17 protein-coding genes are annotated in these 20,823 nt (G+C 47.1%); 12 read left to right on the forward strand and 5 right to left on the reverse strand.

Annotated elements, in window-relative coordinates; all coding sequences use genetic code 11:
• Positions 1-128 precede the first annotated feature (128 nt).
• The 8 genes from QP794_RS27580 (at position 129) to QP794_RS27615 (ending at position 11,712) form a co-directional block, all read left to right on the forward strand.
• Positions 129-1,619: a Vps62-related protein gene (locus QP794_RS27580; protein WP_285079933.1), complete on the forward strand. Its 1,491-nt coding sequence runs from the start codon at positions 129-131 to the stop codon at positions 1,617-1,619.
• Between the two features lie 132 nt (positions 1,620-1,751).
• Positions 1,752-3,866 (forward strand): DUF5054 domain-containing protein, encoded by a 2,115-nt coding sequence (locus tag QP794_RS27585; RefSeq protein WP_285079934.1) that lies wholly within the window; start codon positions 1,752-1,754, stop codon positions 3,864-3,866.
• 419 nt (positions 3,867-4,285) lie between these two features.
• Positions 4,286-6,232, forward strand: coding sequence for an ABC transporter substrate-binding protein (locus tag QP794_RS27590; RefSeq protein ID WP_285079936.1), 1,947 nt, complete (start codon positions 4,286-4,288; stop codon positions 6,230-6,232).
• Between the two features lie 95 nt (positions 6,233-6,327).
• The gene (locus QP794_RS27595) at positions 6,328-7,326 is read left to right on the forward strand and encodes an ABC transporter permease (RefSeq protein WP_024631276.1); all 999 of its coding nucleotides are present in this window, start codon (positions 6,328-6,330) and stop codon (positions 7,324-7,326) included.
• 2 nt (positions 7,327-7,328) lie between these two features.
• Entirely contained in the window at positions 7,329-8,474 is a 1,146-nt protein-coding gene (locus tag QP794_RS27600; RefSeq protein ID WP_285079938.1) for an ABC transporter permease, read from the forward strand.
• 32 nt (positions 8,475-8,506) lie between these two features.
• Positions 8,507-9,544 carry an ABC transporter ATP-binding protein gene (locus QP794_RS27605; protein ID WP_285079939.1) on the forward strand — a complete coding sequence of 346 codons (1,038 nt, stop codon included), beginning with the start codon at positions 8,507-8,509 and terminating at the stop codon, positions 9,542-9,544.
• A gap of 2 nt (positions 9,545-9,546) precedes the next feature.
• Positions 9,547-10,611: an ABC transporter ATP-binding protein gene (locus QP794_RS27610; protein ID WP_285079940.1), complete on the forward strand. Its 1,065-nt coding sequence runs from the start codon at positions 9,547-9,549 to the stop codon at positions 10,609-10,611.
• 69 nt (positions 10,612-10,680) lie between these two features.
• Positions 10,681-11,712 (forward strand): LacI family DNA-binding transcriptional regulator, encoded by a 1,032-nt coding sequence (locus tag QP794_RS27615; protein ID WP_285079941.1) that lies wholly within the window; start codon positions 10,681-10,683, stop codon positions 11,710-11,712.
• A gap of 255 nt (positions 11,713-11,967) precedes the next feature.
• Here QP794_RS27615 and QP794_RS27625 read toward each other — a convergent pair whose 3' ends face one another.
• Together QP794_RS27625 and QP794_RS27630 are read right to left on the reverse strand one after the other, a co-directional pair.
• Positions 11,968-12,180, reverse strand: coding sequence for a DUF6366 family protein (locus QP794_RS27625; RefSeq protein WP_285079942.1), 213 nt, complete (start codon positions 12,178-12,180; stop codon positions 11,968-11,970).
• Between the two features lie 121 nt (positions 12,181-12,301).
• A complete protein-coding gene (locus QP794_RS27630) occupies positions 12,302-12,871 on the reverse strand; it encodes a hypothetical protein (protein ID WP_285079943.1) in 570 nt (189 codons plus the stop codon).
• A gap of 359 nt (positions 12,872-13,230) precedes the next feature.
• On the opposite strand from QP794_RS27630, the gene QP794_RS27635 reads away from it, so the two are divergent.
• Positions 13,231-13,680 (forward strand): hypothetical protein, encoded by a 450-nt coding sequence (locus tag QP794_RS27635; protein WP_285079944.1) that lies wholly within the window; start codon positions 13,231-13,233, stop codon positions 13,678-13,680.
• A complete protein-coding gene (locus tag QP794_RS27640; protein ID WP_285079945.1) occupies positions 13,677-14,123 on the forward strand; it encodes a hypothetical protein in 447 nt (148 codons plus the stop codon). Before QP794_RS27635 ends, QP794_RS27640 begins: the two co-directional genes overlap by 4 nt.
• A 175-nt stretch (positions 14,124-14,298) precedes the next feature.
• Here QP794_RS27640 and QP794_RS27645 read toward each other — a convergent pair whose 3' ends face one another.
• Together QP794_RS27645 and QP794_RS27650 are read right to left on the reverse strand one after the other, a co-directional pair.
• Entirely contained in the window at positions 14,299-15,447 is a 1,149-nt protein-coding gene (locus QP794_RS27645; RefSeq protein ID WP_285079947.1) for a hypothetical protein, read from the reverse strand.
• Between the two features lie 279 nt (positions 15,448-15,726).
• Entirely contained in the window at positions 15,727-16,131 is a 405-nt protein-coding gene (locus tag QP794_RS27650; RefSeq protein ID WP_024631266.1) for a CBS domain-containing protein, read from the reverse strand.
• 147 nt (positions 16,132-16,278) lie between these two features.
• On the opposite strand from QP794_RS27650, the gene QP794_RS27655 reads away from it, so the two are divergent.
• On the forward strand, positions 16,279-18,411 hold the full coding sequence (locus QP794_RS27655) for a penicillin-binding transpeptidase domain-containing protein (RefSeq protein ID WP_285079948.1): 2,133 nt from the start codon (positions 16,279-16,281) through the stop codon (positions 18,409-18,411).
• A gap of 102 nt (positions 18,412-18,513) precedes the next feature.
• Here QP794_RS27655 and QP794_RS27660 read toward each other — a convergent pair whose 3' ends face one another.
• The gene (locus QP794_RS27660) at positions 18,514-19,269 is read right to left on the reverse strand and encodes a class I SAM-dependent methyltransferase (RefSeq protein WP_285079950.1); all 756 of its coding nucleotides are present in this window, start codon (positions 19,267-19,269) and stop codon (positions 18,514-18,516) included.
• A 303-nt stretch (positions 19,270-19,572) separates the two neighbouring features.
• Here QP794_RS27660 and QP794_RS27665 point away from each other — a divergent pair, with 303 nt between their 5' ends.
• Positions 19,573-20,811, forward strand: coding sequence for an FxLYD domain-containing protein (locus tag QP794_RS27665; RefSeq protein ID WP_285079951.1), 1,239 nt, complete (start codon positions 19,573-19,575; stop codon positions 20,809-20,811).
• Positions 20,812-20,823 lie beyond the last annotated feature (12 nt).

Here is a 20,823-nt window from a genome sequence, read left to right on the forward strand (position 1 = left end):
CCAGAAGAATGAAGGGAGGGCCTCCCGGAAAGCGCCACCATACATCCTGGGAAATGACCTGCAGAGCCAAAAGAAATGAACGTACGAGCGTTGGCAATAAACGAAATCAATATTCGAAGAGGAGCCCGATGATGACAATCAAATCCTTGCTTGCAGCTTCGTTCTTGGCAGTATCTCTTTTCTTTCCACTGGCGCAGCCTGCGCAGGCGGCAGAGGATAATCCCGTAACAGTGTACCAGGATGGAGACTTTGGAGGCACCTCCCAACAGTTTGGGGTTGGCCTGTTTAATGTGAGTCAGCTTAACGTGGTGGGCAACGATAAAATATCCTCGGTAAAGGTAGCCCCGGGATATCGTTTAAGCTTATATCGTGACAAGGATTTTTCCGGAGGTACCAAAATGCTGACCGGGGACGCAGGATGGTTGGATGATTTTAACGACGCGACCTCCAGCCTGAAAGTGGAGCAGATCGGAGGCCCCAATAAACCGGTTATCGCGTATTCCAATTCGCCTTATGGAGGTTTTGAGCAGCAGTTTGATACTGGCAGTTATAATGTGGAAGAACTGAAGTCTGGAGTAGGGAATGACACCATCTCTGCAATCCGTGTAGCCCCCGGGTATAGGGTAACACTGTACAAAGACTACAATTTCGGCGGCTACTCCAAGGTTCTGACCGCAGATGCGATTTATGTTGGCAGTGACATTAATGATTCGGTATCGAGCCTGAAGGTTGAAGCCATCTCTCCGATGGATAACACATCGGTTGCCGTTCCGGGTAACAATTACAGTGATGCAGCCAAACGTGAAATTTTGCAAACCTTTGCGCCAAGAATCTGGTTTGCCCAGGGGGAGAACTATTTTCCGTCTTCGGTAGAACATACGCTGCCTCATGTGGATCGGTATGTGAACCCAGATTCGGGATTGTATGAATTCAAAACAAAAACAGAGTTGAACCCCTATACCCTGAAACTGCCGTACTTTACAGGAGATCTGGCTAATGCGCCAATCTACGCGTTTTGGGTGGAGAAGGAATATAACAACGTTGACCTGGTATATTTCCAGTTCAGTCCTTATGATCTTGGGAAAACGGTGTTTGGCACGGAAGTGGGAGATCATGTGGGGGACTGGGAGCGGGTTACGGTCAGATTGGCGAAGTTCACCGATCAGAACAGTAACTATGTGAAACCGGTACAAGTCTACTATGGTGCACATTCTTTCGGTACAACTTACAACTGGGGTGAAGTGGACAAAATAAACAATACACATCCTGTCGCCTATTCGGCGTTTGGTTCCCATGGGATGTGGAAAGACCCCGGCAATCATGTCTATCAGGAACTTGTCGTGACCCAGTTGATTGATGTAACCAATCAGGGAACGGCATGGGATACCTGGAACAACATCCAGGCTTTTCAGTATGATCCGAATAACCGGACAGGCAGTGGCCTGGGGAATGCTTGGCCGTCATGGCTGGACAGGGATTACAGCAATCCCAATAGCCTGTCGGTTTACAGATTTGGAAATCCGTCTCAAGGCTCCTTCTTTGGTCAGCCGCTGCTTGCAGGGGGACCAACAGGACCGCAGGAAAAAGGTGCACTAACGAATGACGTTATATTAGATTAAACGAAATCAAACAGGGGGACTCGCTTTCACGTGAAGCGGGTCTCCCATGCTTATTAAAGGACTGCACCAGAGATCGACCGGGATTATTCAAAAAACAGTGATAACTGTGAATCAACGGAGGCTCAGACAACAATGACTAACCCAAAAAGAGTACATGTCGTTTTCAAAACGCACCTGGATATCGGATTTACCCACTTGGCGGAAAATGTCGTAAGGCAGTACGTGGAAGAATATGTGCCCAAAGCAATCGCACTTTCTGAGCAGTTGGAAGCGGAGGGAGGACGGGAGAGATTCATATGGACCACAGGCTCCTGGCTGATCCGCCATTATCTGAATCATGCGTCCGAAGAGGGAAAACAGGCCATGGAACAGGCGATCCGCAAAGGTCATATCGTGTGGCACGGTCTGCCGTTCACGACGCATACCGAACTGATGGACGCCTCATTATTTCGCTACGGATTGTCCATTGGAATGGATCTGGATAAACAGTTTGGTAAAACAACCATTGCAGCAAAAATGACCGATGTACCCGGCCATACCCTGTCCATGGTGCCTTTAATGAGTGAAGCCGGAATCCGTTATATGCATCTTGGGGTTAATCCGGCTTCCATGCGCCCGGATGTGCCCAAGCTGTTCAGGTGGCAGGCACCGGATGGCAGTGAGATCATCGTCAACTATGCGGACACTTACGGGGAGGCGGTCGAAATCGAAGGTATCTATGATATCCTGTTATTCGCTCATACGGGCGACAATTGCGGACCGCCAAGCGCAGAAGAGATTCGTGAACAGTTCCACCATATCCAGGAACGTTACCCCGATGCACAGATTATGGCTTCGTCTCTGGATGCATTTGCAATGCATCTTGATCAGGTTCGGGACCAACTGCCTGTTGTACGTGAAGAGCTCGGGGATACCTGGATTCATGGAGGCGGTACCGACCCGCTGAAAATAGCCCGATTCCGCCAGTTGCAGCGGTTAAGAGACAAGTGGCTGACCGAAGGCCGGATCGATCCGGCAGACGCTGAATATAAAGGCATGAGTGATGCCATGCTGCTTGTTGTGGAACATACGTGGGGGCTTGATGTGAAGAAATGGCTTCCGGATTTCCGGAATTATGCTAAGTCTGACTTCAACCGGGCGCGGGAAATTAATGACGTCGATGTGGATGATATCCCAGCAAAGTTTCAATATATCGGTGCGTTCGCCATGGATGAGTTCGACAGTCATTCCAGTGGATTATTTTCCTCTGAGACGAGCCGTCGCACTTATTCCATGATAGAGCGCTCTTGGGCGGAACAGCGAGGCTATTTGGACAAGGCTGTGGCGTGCCTGAGTGATGATAAACAGAAGGAAGCGCAGCAAGCTTTTGAACAATTGAACCCGGTTAAAAGTGTGTTATCCAGCAACGTATTTGCAGCAACCCATCAAGTGTATAACAGTGGCGGATATCAGTTGGCCTTCAATAACAATGGGGCGTTGATTCAGCTGAAGGACGGGAAGGGAAAGAATTGGGTGGACGCAAAGCAACCGTTCGGGGCCTATGCCTATGAGACCTTCGGTACGGAGGATTACGATCGATATTTCCGCACTTATATGCAGAACCTTCCGGTGACCCATCCTTGGGCAGATGCCGATTTCAGCAAGCCTGGCTTTGAATTTGTGCGCCCGCAGCCAAGCCATCAGGTGTACCTGCCAATCGTGACCGACATGAACATTTCAGGCAGTGCTCATGGCGATACGTACGGGTTCCGGTTATCCATGCCAGCAGAAAGTCATGAATTGTACGGAGCACCCAGGGAACTGGAGCTGGTGTACACTTTTACGCAGGCAGGAGTGATTGAGGTTAGCTTGCAATGGTTTGGAAAAGAAGCCAATCGTCTTCCGGAGGCCAGTTGGTTCGGATGCGGGCTCAAGGTGGATAACCCCAATCTGTGGATGATGGATAAGCTTGGTGGACGAATCTCCCCGTTGAATGTTGTAAAAGACGGCAACCGCAATCTACACGCTGTAGACAGGGGAGTGTTCTATGAGGGCACAGATGGACACGCCTCTATTGAAACGCTGGATTCTCCTTTAGTCGCACCTGGACAGAGAAGACTGCTGCAATTCGACAATTCGTTTGTTTCGCTTGAATCCGGATGGCAGTTTAATCTGCATAACAATATCTGGGGCACCAATTTTCCCATGTGGTACGGCGAGGATGCCAAATTCCGCTTCCGACTAAATACAACTGCAAACCGCAAATAAAAGAAGATATTGTGGAATTTTACCAAAAATTGATGATTGGATAATAATCCAAGTACAATTGGAACCTATACTTGGATTTGTGAGTGTGGATATGATTTGAAATGAACCAAGCTGTTCCTGAAAAATTCCTGAAAGTCATTTTGAAGAAACAACAATTTCTTGATGAATCGCTATTGCTTGAACACAGTAAGCCAAGTATTTTGATACAAATAAATCTTTTACATTTTCTTATATAGTAATTAAACCGGTTTAATTCGGAGTGATGTTTTCCCAAGGAGAACTTCTTTTTCGCCTCATTATTAAACCGGTTTAATTATGCCTACATATTTACATAGTGGTTTATTCCGTCAGGGAGGTGAGCGCCAACCAGAGCAATGCAGGCAAGTTTAATGGTAAATCCAAATGTGGAGGGGTTTAGCTTGAAGAGGAAAAGCAATTTGTTAATTGTTCTGGTTCTAATCACGACTGTGCTGGGAGGATGTTCGTTTTCTTCTGCTAACAACGATAATGAGGAATCAAATGTGAAAGAACCTATCGTTACGGACAACAGTGCAAAAGAAGCGCCGATGCTGGCAAAGCTTGTTGATGAAGGTAAATTGCCTGCACTGGCTGAGCGCTTGCCGGCTTCCAAAGACATTATGGTTGAAGAGGTTGTTGAAGAAATCGGGCAATACGGTGGAGATTGGAATATGCCTTGGACTGGCGTTCCTGATAAGTGGAGCATAGGCCAACCGACAGAAGAAGCGCTGTTCCGCTTCAACAAGGAGGGTAACAAGGTTGAGCCTAACGTAGCCAAAAGCTATGAAGTGAATGAAGATTCCACCGTGTTCACCATCCATTTGCGGGAAGGCATGAAGTGGTCCGACGGTGTTCCTTTCACAGCGGATGATGTCCTCTTCTATTGGGAGCATATGTTGACCAAAGAAACTTTCGGCAAAAAGATTTATGACGCTTATTATTCCGTTGACCCTGTTACCGGAGATAGAGCGTTGGCTGAAGTGAAAAAGGTCGATGACTACACGTTTACCGTAACCCACAAATATCCGAGCGTGCTCTTCCTGGAACGTGTAGCCATTGATAACAAGTGGTTCTTCGCTCCCGCACACTTCCACAAAACCATCCTTCCAGAGTTTGTTGGTGATGCCAAAACACTAGAGATCACGAAGCAGTGGGGCTATGAAGATCCCAAAGTGTTCTTGATGGAAACAGGGTATACGGACTGGCTGCATTACCAGATCCCTACACTCCGAGCATGGGTGCCAACCAATGATCCGAACGGCGATCAGTTTGTCATGGAGCGCAACCCGTACTACTGGAAAACAGACAAAGAAGGCAAACAGCTTCCGTATATCGACCGAATTGTAGCGACCAAGATTCAAGATCCAAGCCAAAAGGTACTTGGAACCCTTGCCGGTGATTACAACCTGGTGATCTTTGATTCCAAAGACTTCACAGTGTTGAAAGAGAATGAGAAAAAAGGCGACTACCGTATTATCCCTTGGACACAACCAGCTTGGTCCAGCGCCGGAATACAGTTAAACCAGACAACAGAGGACTCGAATCTCCGCAAATTGTTTCAGGATATCAAGTTCAGGGAAGCACTCTCTATTGGGGTAGACCGTAACCAGGTATCTGAGATTGTCACCAGTGGACTGGGCGAACCGATTCAAGCTTCCGTACCGCAAGGCGTAATGGGTTATCAGGAAGGGTGGGCTCAGCAGTGGGCGGAATACGATCCTGAACGAGCCAACCAGATTCTTGACGAGCTTGGTTTGAACAAGCGGGATAAAGATAACTTTCGTCTGAACCCTGACGGCTCCGAGCTCACGCTTACCGTGATCGAGAACACGACCGATACGGCATCCTTCCTCGAATTGCTTAAGAAATACTACGAGGATATGGGACTGCGCACGAACCTGAAAGTGGTTGACGGCGGCACTCATTTTGATATGAAATATGCCAACCAGATTCCGATGACTACCGAGAATATTTCTGTCGTCAACGTAGCCTTCCGGCCGGATACCATGGTTCCGCTCCGTGTAATCACTCCATGGTTCGGTCATTACGGTTTGTACTCCCAATCTGGCGGCAAAGAAGGCATCAAGCCTGAAGGCGATGTCGCTAAAATCCTTGAGTATTGGGAAAAGGTCAAAGCTAGCAAGACACTGGATGAAATCAATCAGTATAGCAATGAAATCGTAAAACTGCACCAGAAGAATCAATGGGTCATCGGATATGCGGGACCAACTCCGGTGCTGATTACGGCTTCGAATAAAATTCATAACATTCCTACGGATCTCATCTGGTCCGATGAGTATCGCTCGCTGGGTCAAGGCCATCCGGCACAATTTTTCATCAAGCAATAGCTGGTGAAGCATTCAGGTAAACAATAGTGAGGAGGGATTTATCCTTGCTATTGTTTCCTTTTGTGTCATTCACGCGGTGCAGAGGAGAGGAATAGATGTTTGAATACATTTTAAAACGAATTCTGTTGGCCATTCCCGTTGTTGTTGTGATCTCCTTTATCGTCTTCTATATTATTCAATTGCCGCCTGGCGATTACGTATCCTCCTACTCGGCCAAGATGTCCGCTTCCGGGGATATCATGACTCAGGCTGAAATGGATGACATGCGGGCGAATCTCGGGCTGGACCGGCCAATCTATGAACAATATTTCGTCTGGGTAAAGAAAATAATACTGCATGGCGACTTTGGTTTCTCGTTCAACTACAACAAACCGGTGATGGCGGTAATCCAGCAGTATATGGGACTGACGCTGGTCGTCTCGCTGGTAACGATGGCCTTCCATTATATAATCGCGATTCCGGTCGGGATCTACACGGCGGTAAAGCAGTACTCTGCGGGCGATTATTTCTTCTCCGGCCTGAGCTTTATCGGAATGGCAACGCCCAACTTTTTGTTAGCTATCATTCTCATGTTTTTTTCCTATAAGTGGTTCGGCAATCCGTTGCTCGGCTTATTCTCCAACGAATACGTGAATGCGCCGTGGTCCATGGACAAGGTAAAAGACTTAATGCAGCATATGGTGATTCCGGTCATTGTTATCGGACTTTCGGGTACTGCGGATCTGATTCGGATCATGCGGGGACAGATGCTCGATGAGCTGAATAAACCGAATGTCATCACAGCTCGTGCCAAAGGTCTATCAGAGATGCAGATTCTGTTCAAGTATCCAACACGTGCAGCCTTGAATCCCATTGTGAGTACCTTTGGCTGGTCATTATCCTCCATCTTTACCGGCGCTACTATTACAGCAATCGTATTAAACCTGCCGATTCAAGGGCCAGTTATGCATAATGCACTGCTCGGTCAGGATATGTATCTTGCTGGAACTTTTTTATTGATCATGGCTTTGCTGACGGTTCTCGGAACGCTTATTTCCGATATTTTGCTGGCTTGGCTTGATCCCAAAATACGTACAGAGTTCAGAGGATCTTAATCATGAGACCACTACCGTTATTTAAAGGTCAAAGGCCGGCAGTCCCAATTACAGCAGTACCCAAAGATACCGTTTACAGCTCGCAGTGGCGGCTGATCTATCAGAAATTCAAGAAACACAAGCTGGCCCGAATCAGTATGTTCATTTTGGCTGCATTTTACGTCATTGCGCTGTTCGCGCAGTTTATTGCGCCCTATGGGCTGCAAAGCTATGACAGCAAGTACGTCAATGCACCGCCTATGGGACTTCGATTTGTCGATGCGGAAGGCAAGTTTCACATCAAGCCGTTTGTGTATGAGCTGAAAAGTGAGCGTGACCCCGAAACATTGCGTAAAATGTTTGTCCCGGATACCGAAAAAAAGCACTTCTTCAAATTCTTTGTAAAAGGAGAAGAATATAAGTTTCTTGGCCTGATTCCGATGTCCACGCATTTGTTCGCCGTAGATGAGCCAGGAAGAATATTCTTGCTAGGCACGGACGGCATGGGTCGTGACCTGTTCTCCCGGATCGTGTTGGGCAGTCAAATTTCACTCAGCATTCCGCTGGTCGGCGTAGGCATTAGCTTTATTCTGGGCTTGATTATTGGAGGCATCTCCGGTTATTTCGGCGGCTGGATTGATTCCTTGATTCAACGCATCATCGAAATCATCCGTTCCTTTCCGACGCTGCCGCTGTGGATGGCATTATCCGCTGCAATTCCACCGCGCATTCCGGTAGTGACTATGTATTTATACATCGTTATCATCTTTGCTTTTATTGGCTGGACGGATCTGGCACGGGTCGTCAGAGGCAAGTTCATTTCATTGAAGAATGAAGATTATGTAATTGCTGCAAAGATCGCTGGGGTAGGGGACGCCAAGATTATCATCAAACACCTGCTGCCAGGCTTCATGAGTTATTTGGTCGTGGCGACAACCCTGGCGATTCCCAGCATGATTCTGGGTGAGACGGCGATGAGTTTCCTCGGCCTTGGCGTCCGTTCGCCGGCAACCAGTTGGGGCGTACTGCTTCAGGAGGCCCAAAAGATTGAAAATGTGGCTCTGTATCCATGGAAGCTCATTCCACTGGCTTTTGTCATTCTGACAGTATTGACCTATAACTTTATCGGCGATGGCTTGCGTGACGCGGCAGATCCGTACAAAAAATAATTGTCCAAATACTAGGGAAGCGAGGGGATAGCATGGCAATTCAAGCTGTTCATAAGGAGCAACCTTTACTGTCCGTACAAGACCTGAAGATTCGGATTCAGATGGAAAACGGCGTCATGAATGCCGTGGATGGAGTCGACTTCAATATATACAAAGGCAAAACTCTTGGGCTTGTAGGGGAATCGGGCTGCGGCAAAAGCTTGACAAGCCGATCGATCATCAGCATCAATCCCAAGGAATGTGAAACGAGTGGAACAATCACTTACAATTCAGACTCGGAATTGGCCCTCCATGGTCTGAATCTGTTATCCCTGAAACCGACGGGCAAGCAGATTCGCTCCATCCGAGGTCGCAAAATCTCGATGATCTTTCAGGAGCCGATGACGGCCTTTTCACCGATGTATACCATCGGGAATCAGATCATGGAAGCGATCCGAATCCATCAGACGAAGAACAAAAAAGAGGCCAAAAAAATCGCATTAGAGATGCTGAGCAAAGTCGGTATTTCCGATCAGGCCAAGCGTTTCGATCAATATCCGCATGAATTCTCGGGAGGTATGCGTCAACGGGCGATGATCTCCATGGCGTTGTCCTGCAACCCTGAAATTCTGATTGCCGATGAGCCCACCACAGCGCTCGATGTGACCATTCAGGCTCAAGTACTGGAACTCATGAAAAGCCTGCAGGCGGAATTTGGCATGGCCATTCTGCTGGTGACCCATGATCTGGGTATTATCGCGGAGATGTGTGACGAGGTTGCGGTGATGTACCTCGGAAGAATTGTTGAGCAAGCCCCAATGAGAGAAATCTTTAACAATCCGAAGCACCCCTATACGAAGGGGTTGCTTAAATCAATGCCCAGACTGGGAGGAAACAAAAGCAAACGGCTGGATTCCATCGAAGGTTCTGTTCCGATGCCGATCAACATGCCCCCGATGTGCGGATTCTATGATCGCTGCAAGGACAGGATTGAAGGCGTATGTAATCGTCAGGCTGTACCGAAAACCGCGATCTCAGACCAGCATATGGTCAGATGTTTCCTGTACGCGGACCAGAGAGAAGGAGAATAGCAATGACCAAGCCCATTCTTGAAGTCCTCAACCTGAACAAAAGCTTTCAGGTCAAATCCAAAAAAGCCCTGTTCAAAAAGCCCAAACCCATTCACATTCTGAACGAAATTTCATTTGAACTCCTTGAAGGGGAAACCTTGAGTATTGTAGGGGAATCCGGCTGTGGGAAAACGACGCTAGGACGCTGTATTGTCAGAGGTGTGAATGCTTCCTCAGGCAGTGTAGTCTATCACGCGGAAGATGGAAAAGAAGTGAATTACCTTAACTTGAAGGGGAAAGAGATCAAGGCATATCGCAAGGACATCCAAATGATTTTTCAGGACCCCTATTCCTCACTCAGCCCCCGAATGAGCGTATTCGATATTATTGCCGAGCCGCTGATTGCGAACTTTAAGCTGAGCAGGGCGGAAGTGGAAGCGAAAGTAATGGAGATTGCCGAGAAAACAGGTCTGAATGTGGGTTACCTGAAACGTTACCCGCATGCCTTCTCCGGGGGACAGCGGCAGCGGATAGCTATTGCACGTGCACTGATTACACAGCCCAGACTGATTGTCTGTGATGAAGCGGTCTCAGCCCTCGATGTTTCGATTCAGGCACAGATTATCAATCTGCTCAAGGATTTGCAGGAGCAATTCAAGATCACGTATATTTTTATTTCGCATGATCTTTCCATCGTACAGAATATTTCCGACCGGGTAGCGGTCATGCATCTGGGCAGAATTGTGGAACTGGCGACAACGGAATCGTTGTTTTCGCATCCTCAGCATCCCTATACAGAGGCGCTTATGTCAGCCGTGCCCCAACCGAATCCGGATTTCAAAAAAGAACGAATTATACTGGAAGGGGAAGTGCCGAATCCGGCCAATCCGCCAAGCGGCTGTCACTTTCATCCCCGATGCTCGTACAAGACGGATAAATGCATCCAGCACGTTCCTGAACTCCGAGAAGTAGGATATAATCATTTTGCTGCCTGTCATTATGCCGAGCAGCTTCAGCTTCGCGGCGTTCCAATCGAGACTGAGGATGAGGTGCAATCCAGGACATCCTTACCATCGACATGTACCTGATGATACAAACAGTCATCTTTAAACTCGCGAGGATGAAATCGAACTAGTGTTGAGGAGAGGTTGTTCCTAATGGCAAAGATTGACGATGTGGCCCGTCTGGCGGGTGTATCGAAGGGAACGGTATCCAACGTATTCAGCCAGAAAAGGCCGACGAGCAAAAAGGTAACCGAGAAAGTGCTGCAAATCTCGAAGGAATTGAATTACGTGCCGAATCATATTGCAAGAAGCTTGGTCACCAAGAAAACAATGGCGATCGGGCTTACGATTCCGCACGGTAAATTCTTTTTCAGCGTGTTCCATAATCAGTTTATCAACGGCGTCATTCTGGAAGCCTCCACTTACGGATATCGGGTGCTTCTGGACATGATTGCTGCGGAAGAGGTGAAGACACCTTCACTGGCGAGCTATCCTATTGACGGGGCCATTGTGCTGGGGCCTACAGAAGAGGATGACCGGATCAATCTGCTGTATCAGCATGAAATCCCGTTCGTTACCATTGGCAAAATTATTAACAAGGGACTTCAGGGTGTCGCTACCGTCAATAACGATAACAAACAGATTATCCGCGATATTTGCGATTATTTGCTTGGGCTGGGGCACCGGAACATCATGTTCCTGAACGCCGGGGAGCAGATGACCGTGTCCATTGAACGTACGGAAGAGTTTGTCCGGGTGCTGCAAGAGCATGGTGTTATGATCCAGCCCGGAATGATCCATTATAAACCGGGCATTCATTCGGACAAGTATATTAAATATGGCTATGATGAGACACTTCATAATGTGAAGAACCAGACGGAGAGAGCAACAGCCATTATTGCAGACGACGACCGTACTGCATTTAGTGCCCATAATGCCATCAACGACGCGGGTCTTCGTGTGCCGGAAGATATCTCTTTGTTTGTCATCTGCGGCGATCAGTCCATGATGCACCAGGTAAGGCCTTCTTTGACGGGAATGGATCTGCAGCCATCTGAGCTGGGGGTTCAATCGGTAAGGCTGCTCATGCATAAGCTGGGTATTCTGGAAGGAACGTACGAGAATAACAGGATCGTTCCGAGCAAAATAATAGAGAGAAACTCTTGTTCCTCGATCAAGAATTAGCCAGAATGAGTTTCGGATGTAGTGAGGTTAAATATGATAACGGTTACATCCCGAACCCAATGTGCTTGGCAGCTCAGATTGTCTCGGGCCGCGGTTTTCTCGGAGCAGGGCTGATTATGAAGGCGGGATTTGAAGTGAAAGGTTTGACATCTGCAGCGCGAGTAATTTTGCAAACGAATAAGCGTGTTCGGTGGAAAGCTTTGAATACGCTTATTTATTCAAGTAGCAAAGAATGCATCGTTATGCCTATCCTTCTCAGAACGCTAATTTATAAATTACATAGCCTACTACCAATAATATAATGAGAATTCCGGTGCCTTTCCATCCCAAACCGCCAACTAAATCGGATAAGCTTCCAAATTGAGCACGATTGATACCATCACCAAACGTACCCACGGAGTTTCCCTTTAATTCTTCTTGTCTCAACCGTTCTCTTTTGGCTTCGGGTGTTTCTTCTCGAAAATCCATTTAACCACCCCTGAGATTTGATTTTTTCGGTAAGCAGAACCTATATTAAACAAGAGCACAGGTGATCCGGAGTAAGCCAGGAACGCCTTGTGCTCTTTGCTGTATTTAAATGATGTGGAATTTAGGCTTCAATGCTTAGATCGAAATCAGGTTCACACATATAGTCGATCGGATAGAGATCATCTCTCGCCGAGATTAATGCACGGAGGTGAAGGTACAGATTGTTGGGCTGCACCACAACACCACCGACAGAATAGGGGACAAGTTCTGCTACGACAAAAACATCCTCTGCATGGTTACATTTGAAGATTACATTATCCGGGTTGCACACTTCCTCCATATAACTGTAAGTCATGACATGGAAGGAACGTCCCTTCCAATTCGTCTTAATCACTTTATAGGACTTCGTCCGCACAAGATCAAGATAACGCTCCAGTGCAAAGGTATGCTCAAACTGGGTGATGTACCCCTTTTTATCCACATCAATCGTAAATTCCACATCATAGCTTACGTGAAACTCTTCTTGGAACGTTCCCTTCATCATCTTCATCGCATCAAAGAATGAACCGAATCCGGGGTCTTCGATGTAAGGAATAGCAATGAGGTCAGGATCAACATGATGAGTAATCTCACTGTTATGGGAAACGCCCGTATTAAACTTGGACGGCTGGAGTTCAATTGAACCAATCATGCTTCCGGGGAAACCAGGACTGCAACTTATTCGCATAGTCATCTCCTTCGTTGTTAATCAATTATTAGACGAAAGAATGAGGGGGAAGTTGCGCCAGAATAAGGAAATTGAGGCTGGTTGCGGAGTGTTCTGCTCATCGTGGGCTTTTGGATGGGTAAATAGAAATGTCTCCATTTCCATTCGACTTCTTCTTTTGATACAGTATTTATATGTTTCATGAATGGGTGATGGGCAACCACACTCGATACGTTCTGCAATTAAGTTGTCTAACGGGATAACAGGTTAGGTTATAAAGTTAAAAGCCATCTTACAGCCAGAGGGCTTACACTCATCATGTTTGATTCATTAGGAGGCTTAATATGTTATCCAATAAAGTGATTGATTATTGTCAAAATCAGGGTTGGTGGCATGAAGATGTACCAGCAGAGTATGTAGAAGCTTTACGTCAACTGGGTATAGATCTTGAATCGGAGTTTGCACAGTTTTATTTGCATGCTGATGATGGTCCGACCTTTTACAGCAGACATCAGGAGATCTATCAGATCTGCTGGGTTATGGAAAACACCGTATACTTGGAGGACATGACAGTGGCTCAACTTACGTTGGGATTGCCAGAAGCCTACATACCGCTGGACAGCTTTGAGGGCGAGGGTGGATTCTTTTATAACCGCCAAACGGGAGATGTGGCTCTGGTGGAGCTGGGCGAATCGATCGAACGTTTTCTGAGCGGTGAAAGCACACCGCAGTGGGCGAGTTTCAATAACTTTCTGGAATGGTATTTCGAACTGGAGGAGGAGGTTGCGGTGTGAAGGATCTGACACCGGAGTATCCCGAACTGGAGAGAGAAATTATTGAAACGGTAGAAGCAGGCAATGTTCTGGATGAAACGCAGCAGCATGAGCAAGCCCTGATCTATTATGATCAGGCTTGGGGGATGCTGCCTGAGCCGAAGACCGACTGGGAAATGGCGAGCTGGATTGCTTCCTGTCACATGAATGCGCATATGGACTTGGGGCAATATGCACTGGCGAAGCCGTGGGCTGAAATAGCCCTGCAAACACGAGGTTCGGATATTAATACGGGTCCTATAATTGATCTTGGTATCGTCTGCATGAGGCTAGAGCAGCATGATGAAGCTTTTACTCATTTGAACCAGGCATACGCATATGGCAAGGAAAGAGCGTTTCAAGGCAGTCCGCGTGACGTTTTGCAATATTATAAGGAACAAAAGATGAAGCGTGAACGAAACTGATTCTACGGATTACAAGATGAAAAGGGTACCCTATCTGCCAAATCATTGGCCGTGGGGTACCCTTTCCTTTTAATTTTTTATATAAGTATGATCTTTCAGCGGGTTAATCTTTCGCTCCGTAAGAAAAAAATTCATCCACGAGATCCTGCGGCGATATGGATTCAAATACGTGCGTTTACATGCGAAAAGGACGCCTTGCTTGTCGATCTTCCCGGGAACGTCGCTTGGCGCCAGGGGCTTTCCGTTGTCTTTTCCATAGCCAGTAGAGTATGAGTCCATGGATTCCGGCAGCTGTTAACAAGAGCCGAATAAACCATCCCACCGATGTTTTCATCAGTGGGTCCGCAGGGCTGAGCACCTTGGTAACTTCAGATGGGTCAGGAATAGAACGTGGCGACCCATCATTCTCCTGAACATTCATGGCCGAAGAGCGATCCAGTATGACGGTTGTTGTCAGATTCCATTTGCCACTTACAAGTACGCGGATGGTGGTCTGTTCGGCATCGGCATCGGTATGAAGCGTAAGCAGTCCATCCGGTGTAATGGATACTCCCTGAACGGGGGTGTCGAGCTGGAATTTTACATCAGGCGTTTCTTCTGAGGCGGATTGAACACCGTATTGGACTGTGGATTCCCCGGTTACAGGCTTCACCACACGCTCGTCACCAGTCATTTGCAAGGTAGTGAGCCCGTTCTCCGCCACAGCTTGCTTCCTGGACAAAGGCTTGATATTGCCGATGCGGAAGCTCAGCTTGGCGTTTTCGGGAGTAGTGGTTGTAATGCCCCAACCAATGACTTTGCCCAAGATCACTTGACCTGTCGTGTTGGCTTTGTTCTGAACCATTAGGCTGGAAAAGGGAATGCGGATCTGTCCGACAAATCCTGGCTCCAACTCAATCAGGCCGGATACCGGGCGAACCAGTTGAGCCTGTCCGGTTGCTTTCTCGACTACGATGACGTTTCGATTATCAGACACAGTCAGGGAAAGTTTATCCGATCGGGTCAGTACGATATTAAGAGGCAGCTTTTGGTCCGACTCATTGCGGATGGAGAAAGTCAAAGCACCATAGCCTGACCAGTCCCGATTTTTCAGCTCATAGACGTAGGCCGAATAGTTTCCTTTTTTGAGCCCCTGTGTGGAGGTCTTAATCTGAATACTGCCTTTGTTATCAACGCTGGCGTCTACCTTGGCTCCGTTGTTCCATTCATGGAGTGTATTCCCACTCACCTTGAGCTGCTCTGCCTGAACAGCCTGAATGGGATATACGTTCCATAACACAGCAAGGCTGGCGACAAGCGTCAGTTTTTTCCACTTCTTGATCATGCTTTACTTGCCTCCTCTCTATAGAATATAGATAAGCCATCTCGTTCAGTTCGTCTGGAGAGATGTCGTTCTTGCCCTGGGGTGCAGTGTACAGGTTACCTTGTTTGTCACGCAGGGATTGCACCCATACGCATTCCAGTGAGAGGTTTTCGCCAAGCGGAAGATGTGATCTGACATGAGCACCCAACACAAAAATGACAAGCCAGGGCTCGTCATTTTTGTTTCAGCCTTTTGATATCTTTCATCTTTCATCGGCAAAGGGCTATATTCAATTGAAAATCAGTCGGATATGTTGCGCGTGTAATACTCAATAATATCCTTGCGACGGATGATACCAAGGAAGACACGATCCACGTCCACCACAGGCACAAAGTTTTGGTCAGCTGCGAGCGTCAGCATATCCTCCATTTCGGCCTTGATAAAGACGCATTCATTATATACCCGGTTGTCAATCTCATGCACCTGAACCTGATCCATCGTTTCAAATGTCAGTCCGGGGGTGCTCCGCATTTTCCATAACAAATCGCCTTCGGACAGGGTGGCAACATATTTTCCATCCTGGTCAATCACGGGAATGGCGGTATAATGTTGCAATTCAAGCTGCTCGATCGCATCTTTCATGGAAGCGGAAGACTTGATATAGGCCACTTCGGCTTTGGGGAGTAAAAAATAGCTGATTTCCATCATCGGGCTCCTTTACTGTAATCTCACTATCCTTATTTAAACATATTATGTGAGCTTTCGGCTATTTTTAATGATAAATTCGTCAGATTTGTTCCATTGTTTAAATGCGGCTGGAAATCTATAGTGTATATTAGAGGTGATATGACCATGAAATCAAAACGTAAAATTATATACGGACTGCTTCCCATCTTGTTTGCCGGTGGAATTGGAATGTACTTATACATGCAGAATAGCAAAACAGAGGAAGTGAAACCCCAGGCAACCGTTGATCAATACATAGCGCATTTACAAAAGAAAGAATTCGATCAACTGTATCCCTTGATGACGCCTGCTTCATTGAATGAGTCTGGCATGAACCGTGAGCAATTTGTGGAAAAATACAACGCGATTTATTCGGGTATGGAGGTTTCTGCGGTAAAGGCAGAATTGATACCGAAGGTAACCGAAGAGACAACGGACAGCAGCTCACAGCAAGGCAAGGATAACGGTGATAAAGAGAACAAGAATGGGACGAATAGTGGAAATAAAAATCAAAACCCGGATGTCTATGAGGTGGACTACAGCCTGCAACTAACGACCTTCCTGGGGGAAGTGAATGAGACGCATACATTGAAACTGGTACGTGAAGAGCTTGAGGACGGAGCGAAAGTCTGGCGGATCAACTGGAAGCCATCCATGATTCTGACCGACATGGTCAAAGGGAGCAAAGTTCGGGTGAGAACGCTTTTCCCGGAACGTGGAGACATTGTTGATCGTGAAGGGCTGCCCCTAGCAACAAAGGGAAATATGTATGAATGGGGGATCATACCTGAGAAGCTGGGAGAAAATCCGGACACGATGATCGCCCGAATCGCGGAGCATTACAAAGTCACAGCAGATATCATTAACACTGCACTTGCACAGAAATGGGTGAAGCCGGAATATTTTGTTCCCATTGCTTCAACAGAGGACTCCAGGGTGCCTGCAGCACTGGCTGGTGTGCAAGTTCAATCCAAGGAAATACGGTATTATCCGCTTGGGGAGGCTGCCGCTCATCTGATCGGCTATGTTCGTAAGGCCACCAAGGAGGATCTGGAGAAAGATACGGAAGGCTATTATCGTGCGGAAGATTGGATTGGCAAAGCCGGACTGGAGCAATCACTGGAGAAACAGCTTCGCGGCGAACGAGGTGGCCTGATCGAGATCACCAATGAATCTGGCAACACTCGCTCAGAGCTTATCCGCAAGGATGCAGTGGATGGACAGAATATTCAACTGACGATCAGCTCCGAGCAACAGCGTAAGTTGTATAAGACACTATCCAGTGGTGGTGATGCCGGAGCGATGGTGATGATGAATCCAACGGATGGTAATCTGCTGGCACTGGTCAGTGCGCCTTCCTATAATCCAAACAAGATGGTTACGGGACTGACACAGGCAGAATGGGATGCATATTCAGCAGATGAGCAGCTTCCTTTTATCAATAGGTTTACGAATCGCTATGCACCAGGTTCAACCTTCAAAGCCATTACGGCAGCGGCAGGTCTGATGGAGAAGGTTACCACAGCAGATAAATCCCATGATATCTCTGGTTTGCAATGGCGCAAGGATGAGAGCTGGGGCGGTTACTATGTGAAGCGTGTGAAAAGTGTAACCCCGGTGAACATGGTTGATGCGCTGGTCTACTCGGACAATATTTATTTTGCGAAGGAAGCTGTTGAGATGGGCAGCGCCAAGTTTATAGAGGGTATCCAGAAGTTCGGTTTTGGAGATAACTTTGGACTGGATGAACTGTATTTGAAACCAAGCCAGTATGCGAACGAGGCTCATCTCGATCTGTCATCCGAGGTGTTGCTCGCTGACACATCCTATGGACAGGGAGAAATGTTGATGTCGCCGATCCATCTGGCGTCCTCCTTCACCCCTTTTATTAATGAAGGGAAAATGGTGAAGCCTGTACTGATCGAGGAAAAGGAAACCACCAAACCGGAAGTTGTAATTACGCCTGAAGTCGCAAATACGGTGAAGGATGCCTTGGGCCAAGTCGTAACCCGATCGGGAGGAACGGCCCATTCCTTGGACTCACTTCCTGAAGGGTTGGCGGCGAAGACAGGGACTGCCGAGTTGAAGGCCAAAAAGGGAGAGAAGGGACAGGAGAACGGTTTTGTCGTGGTGTTTGATACGGATTCACCTTCCTTCCTTATAGCCGCGGTTATTGAACAAGTGAACGGACGAGGCGGCAGTCATCATGTGTTGGATAAATTAAAGCCGTTCCTGGAGAAAAAGGGAGTCACGCAGTAATTTGGTACTAAATACGATCTAAATAGTATTTGAAAAGCCCATCCACCATTCATGTTACCAAAATGGTGGATGGGCTCTTATTTTTGCCTTTATGTTATAGATTTATTTCCGGGCAGTCAGCATAAAACGTGCTGAGTTCGTTCGAATCCCTTTATCGCAGCGATTTTGCTCGACGAACTGTTGGAAACACTCGAAGTCAAATTCCCTCTCACCAAAACCGGGAATGATCGGTGCATGGGTCAGGAGGAATAGCAGATCATCAGGTGTGGTGTAATACTCCGTAGCATTATATTCCCGAACCTGAATATCTTGAAAACCTGCTTCGCCAAGTTCATGTTTGTATCGTTCCATCAATGTGCCTGGTTGAACGCCCATTGACTGTCCAAGGCCAAAGGCCTCTGAGATGTTACATTTATCGTTTTCACTGACTTGCTGAGTAAGGAATATACCCCCATCTCCCAAAGCTCTGTATACTTCTGTAGCGCAGAAATCACAGTGTCTGGAGGATACCACATTAAAGAATTGATCTGGAAATGTCAGTTGCTCTGCATTCATATGCACCAAACGGACATTCGACTTGGAACCGGATGCCTTGAGATTACGCTGTGCAGTTTCAATCATGCCATGGGAAAGGTCGATTCCAACCAATAACAGTGCGGCATGCGCGATGGAAAGAACAGCTTCTCCACCACCTGTGCCAATATCAAGCATTAGATCGGACGGTTCGGTGCAGCGTGTAACTTCCTCGTAAAAATTCCATCCAATGTCTTCTGAAGTCACTTTCAAAGAGCTAAAATCCCAGCCATTCATTTGGCCTATGCGTTCGTAAAAAGCAGTATAATCCATTTTTTTCTTCATTATAATTTCCCTCCAATGTGAGTTCTTCATTCTAGGCAGATGTTGTGCGAAATCGTTACGATAGATGCCGAACAGGCTCAAAAGGGCAGACGTATCCCATGATAGCTGGTACGCGTTTTGACCCAGCCCGACGACTAATTACTTCGAACGATACGACATAACATCCGTTTCACCTCACAGTTGGAATACTTCCATTATACACCACAAATATATGGTGCAATTTACCTTTTTGCTATATGATAAGTGTCGATTCATGTAATAAAAGCATAGTATACATACGTTCTTTTTGATGGAGGGATCAGGGTGTATTGTCACGTATGTGGGACCAAAAGCAGTCCAGGGGACAGCACATGTAGAAAGTGTAGAACGAAATTAAAAGACTCAGGCTCTACAGAAGAACAGATTTGGGCAGAAACAGCGGTTGGTTTGGAGAGTGGAGCGGGAAAAGCAGTCAATTTATTATCCAGGCAGCATCAGTCTGCACCGAAGCAGAGCAACCAAGGTCGCGCATTTAGCTGGATTATTCCACTGCTTCTGGCAGCGGTGATGGGGGCTTTGTTGACGTACTATTACAAGCAGGAGATGGGTATTAATTCAGAGGTGAAATCGCTGCATCAACAGGCAGAACAAGCAGCCCTGGAAGGTAAGTATAAAGAAGCACTTCAGTTGCTGGACACCGCTTTAGCAAAACGACCGAACTATAATGCACTTGTACAGGATCGCCAAATTACGGCGAAGGCGTTCAATCTGATGAATCAGTTAAATGAGGCGGCCACAAGTTTGAAGACAGGGAAACTCTCAGCAGGAGACAAGACCATACAGGCTGTAACCAAAGTGCTGAACGAGCGGGAAGAACCAGTATTTTCCAAAGTGCGTGCGACATTAAACAATAGAAAGGTCACACTGGCCGTACTGAAGGTGAAGAAGGAAATCGATAGTTTGACGACGGTAGAGGCACTTGCCGAGAAGCTGGATACCGTATCGAATTTGAAGGGCAAAGAAGCCGAGGCGGTTCAGAAACAAATTATCGACAAGATGGCTGGCCTTAGCTATAAGCAAGCTGAACAACAAGTGAAGAAAAAGGATTTCACAGCAGCTTTACAAACTGTGGATCAAGGGTTGTCCTATGCGCCGGAAAATGAAAAACTCACTGCGTATCGTGATAGGGTGCTCAGTGAAAAAAAGGCGTTTGAAAAAGCGGAAGCGGAACGAATCGAACTGGCGGAGCAGCAGGCTGCGGAAGAAGATCTGAAGAATCGAACAGCGGCAGTAAGCATAGTGAGCGTTGACGCAGCGCTCGATATGTACGGTGACCTTTATATTAGCGGTTCAATCGTAAACAATGCGACCCGGCCGATTTCCTCCGTCACTGTCATGGTCGACATTTATGGTACAGACGGTAGCTATTTGGGCCAGTCTTATGTGGATGTATATCCAAGCTGGTTGGATGTGGGGGAAGAAGGGTTCTTTGAAACCTATTATTATGGTGTGTATCAGGAAGCGGAAGTCTCTGTTGTGAATGCAACGTGGTATCTGGAATAGGAGGACAAGTTG

Origin of the sequence: Paenibacillus sp. UMB7766-LJ446 (genome assembly GCF_030226665.1) — a bacterium.
GTDB classification, from domain to species: domain Bacteria; phylum Bacillota; class Bacilli; order Paenibacillales; family Paenibacillaceae; genus Paenibacillus; species Paenibacillus vandeheii.

Excerpts from the sequence above, each read along its gene's own strand:
- QP794_RS27650 (WP_024631266.1), bottom strand. The coding sequence starts at position 16,131 with ATGGAAATCAGCTATTTTTTACTCCCCAAAGCCGAAGTGGCCTATATC.
- QP794_RS27615 (WP_285079941.1), top strand. The coding sequence starts at position 10,681 with ATGGCAAAGATTGACGATGTGGCCCGTCTGGCGGGTGTATCGAAGGGA.
- QP794_RS27655 (WP_285079948.1), top strand. The coding sequence starts at position 16,279 with ATGAAATCAAAACGTAAAATTATATACGGACTGCTTCCCATCTTGTTT.
- QP794_RS27580 (WP_285079933.1), top strand. The coding sequence starts at position 129 with ATGATGACAATCAAATCCTTGCTTGCAGCTTCGTTCTTGGCAGTATCT.
- QP794_RS27625 (WP_285079942.1), bottom strand. The coding sequence starts at position 12,180 with ATGGATTTTCGAGAAGAAACACCCGAAGCCAAAAGAGAACGGTTGAGA.
- QP794_RS27660 (WP_285079950.1), bottom strand. The coding sequence starts at position 19,269 with ATGAAGAAAAAAATGGATTATACTGCTTTTTACGAACGCATAGGCCAA.
- QP794_RS27585 (WP_285079934.1), top strand. The coding sequence starts at position 1,752 with ATGACTAACCCAAAAAGAGTACATGTCGTTTTCAAAACGCACCTGGAT.
- QP794_RS27605 (WP_285079939.1), top strand. The coding sequence starts at position 8,507 with ATGGCAATTCAAGCTGTTCATAAGGAGCAACCTTTACTGTCCGTACAA.
- QP794_RS27645 (WP_285079947.1), bottom strand. The coding sequence starts at position 15,447 with ATGATCAAGAAGTGGAAAAAACTGACGCTTGTCGCCAGCCTTGCTGTG.
- QP794_RS27600 (WP_285079938.1), top strand. The coding sequence starts at position 7,329 with ATGAGACCACTACCGTTATTTAAAGGTCAAAGGCCGGCAGTCCCAATT.
- QP794_RS27630 (WP_285079943.1), bottom strand. The coding sequence starts at position 12,871 with ATGATTGGTTCAATTGAACTCCAGCCGTCCAAGTTTAATACGGGCGTT.
- QP794_RS27595 (WP_024631276.1), top strand. The coding sequence starts at position 6,328 with ATGTTTGAATACATTTTAAAACGAATTCTGTTGGCCATTCCCGTTGTT.
- QP794_RS27610 (WP_285079940.1), top strand. The coding sequence starts at position 9,547 with ATGACCAAGCCCATTCTTGAAGTCCTCAACCTGAACAAAAGCTTTCAG.
- QP794_RS27635 (WP_285079944.1), top strand. The coding sequence starts at position 13,231 with ATGTTATCCAATAAAGTGATTGATTATTGTCAAAATCAGGGTTGGTGG.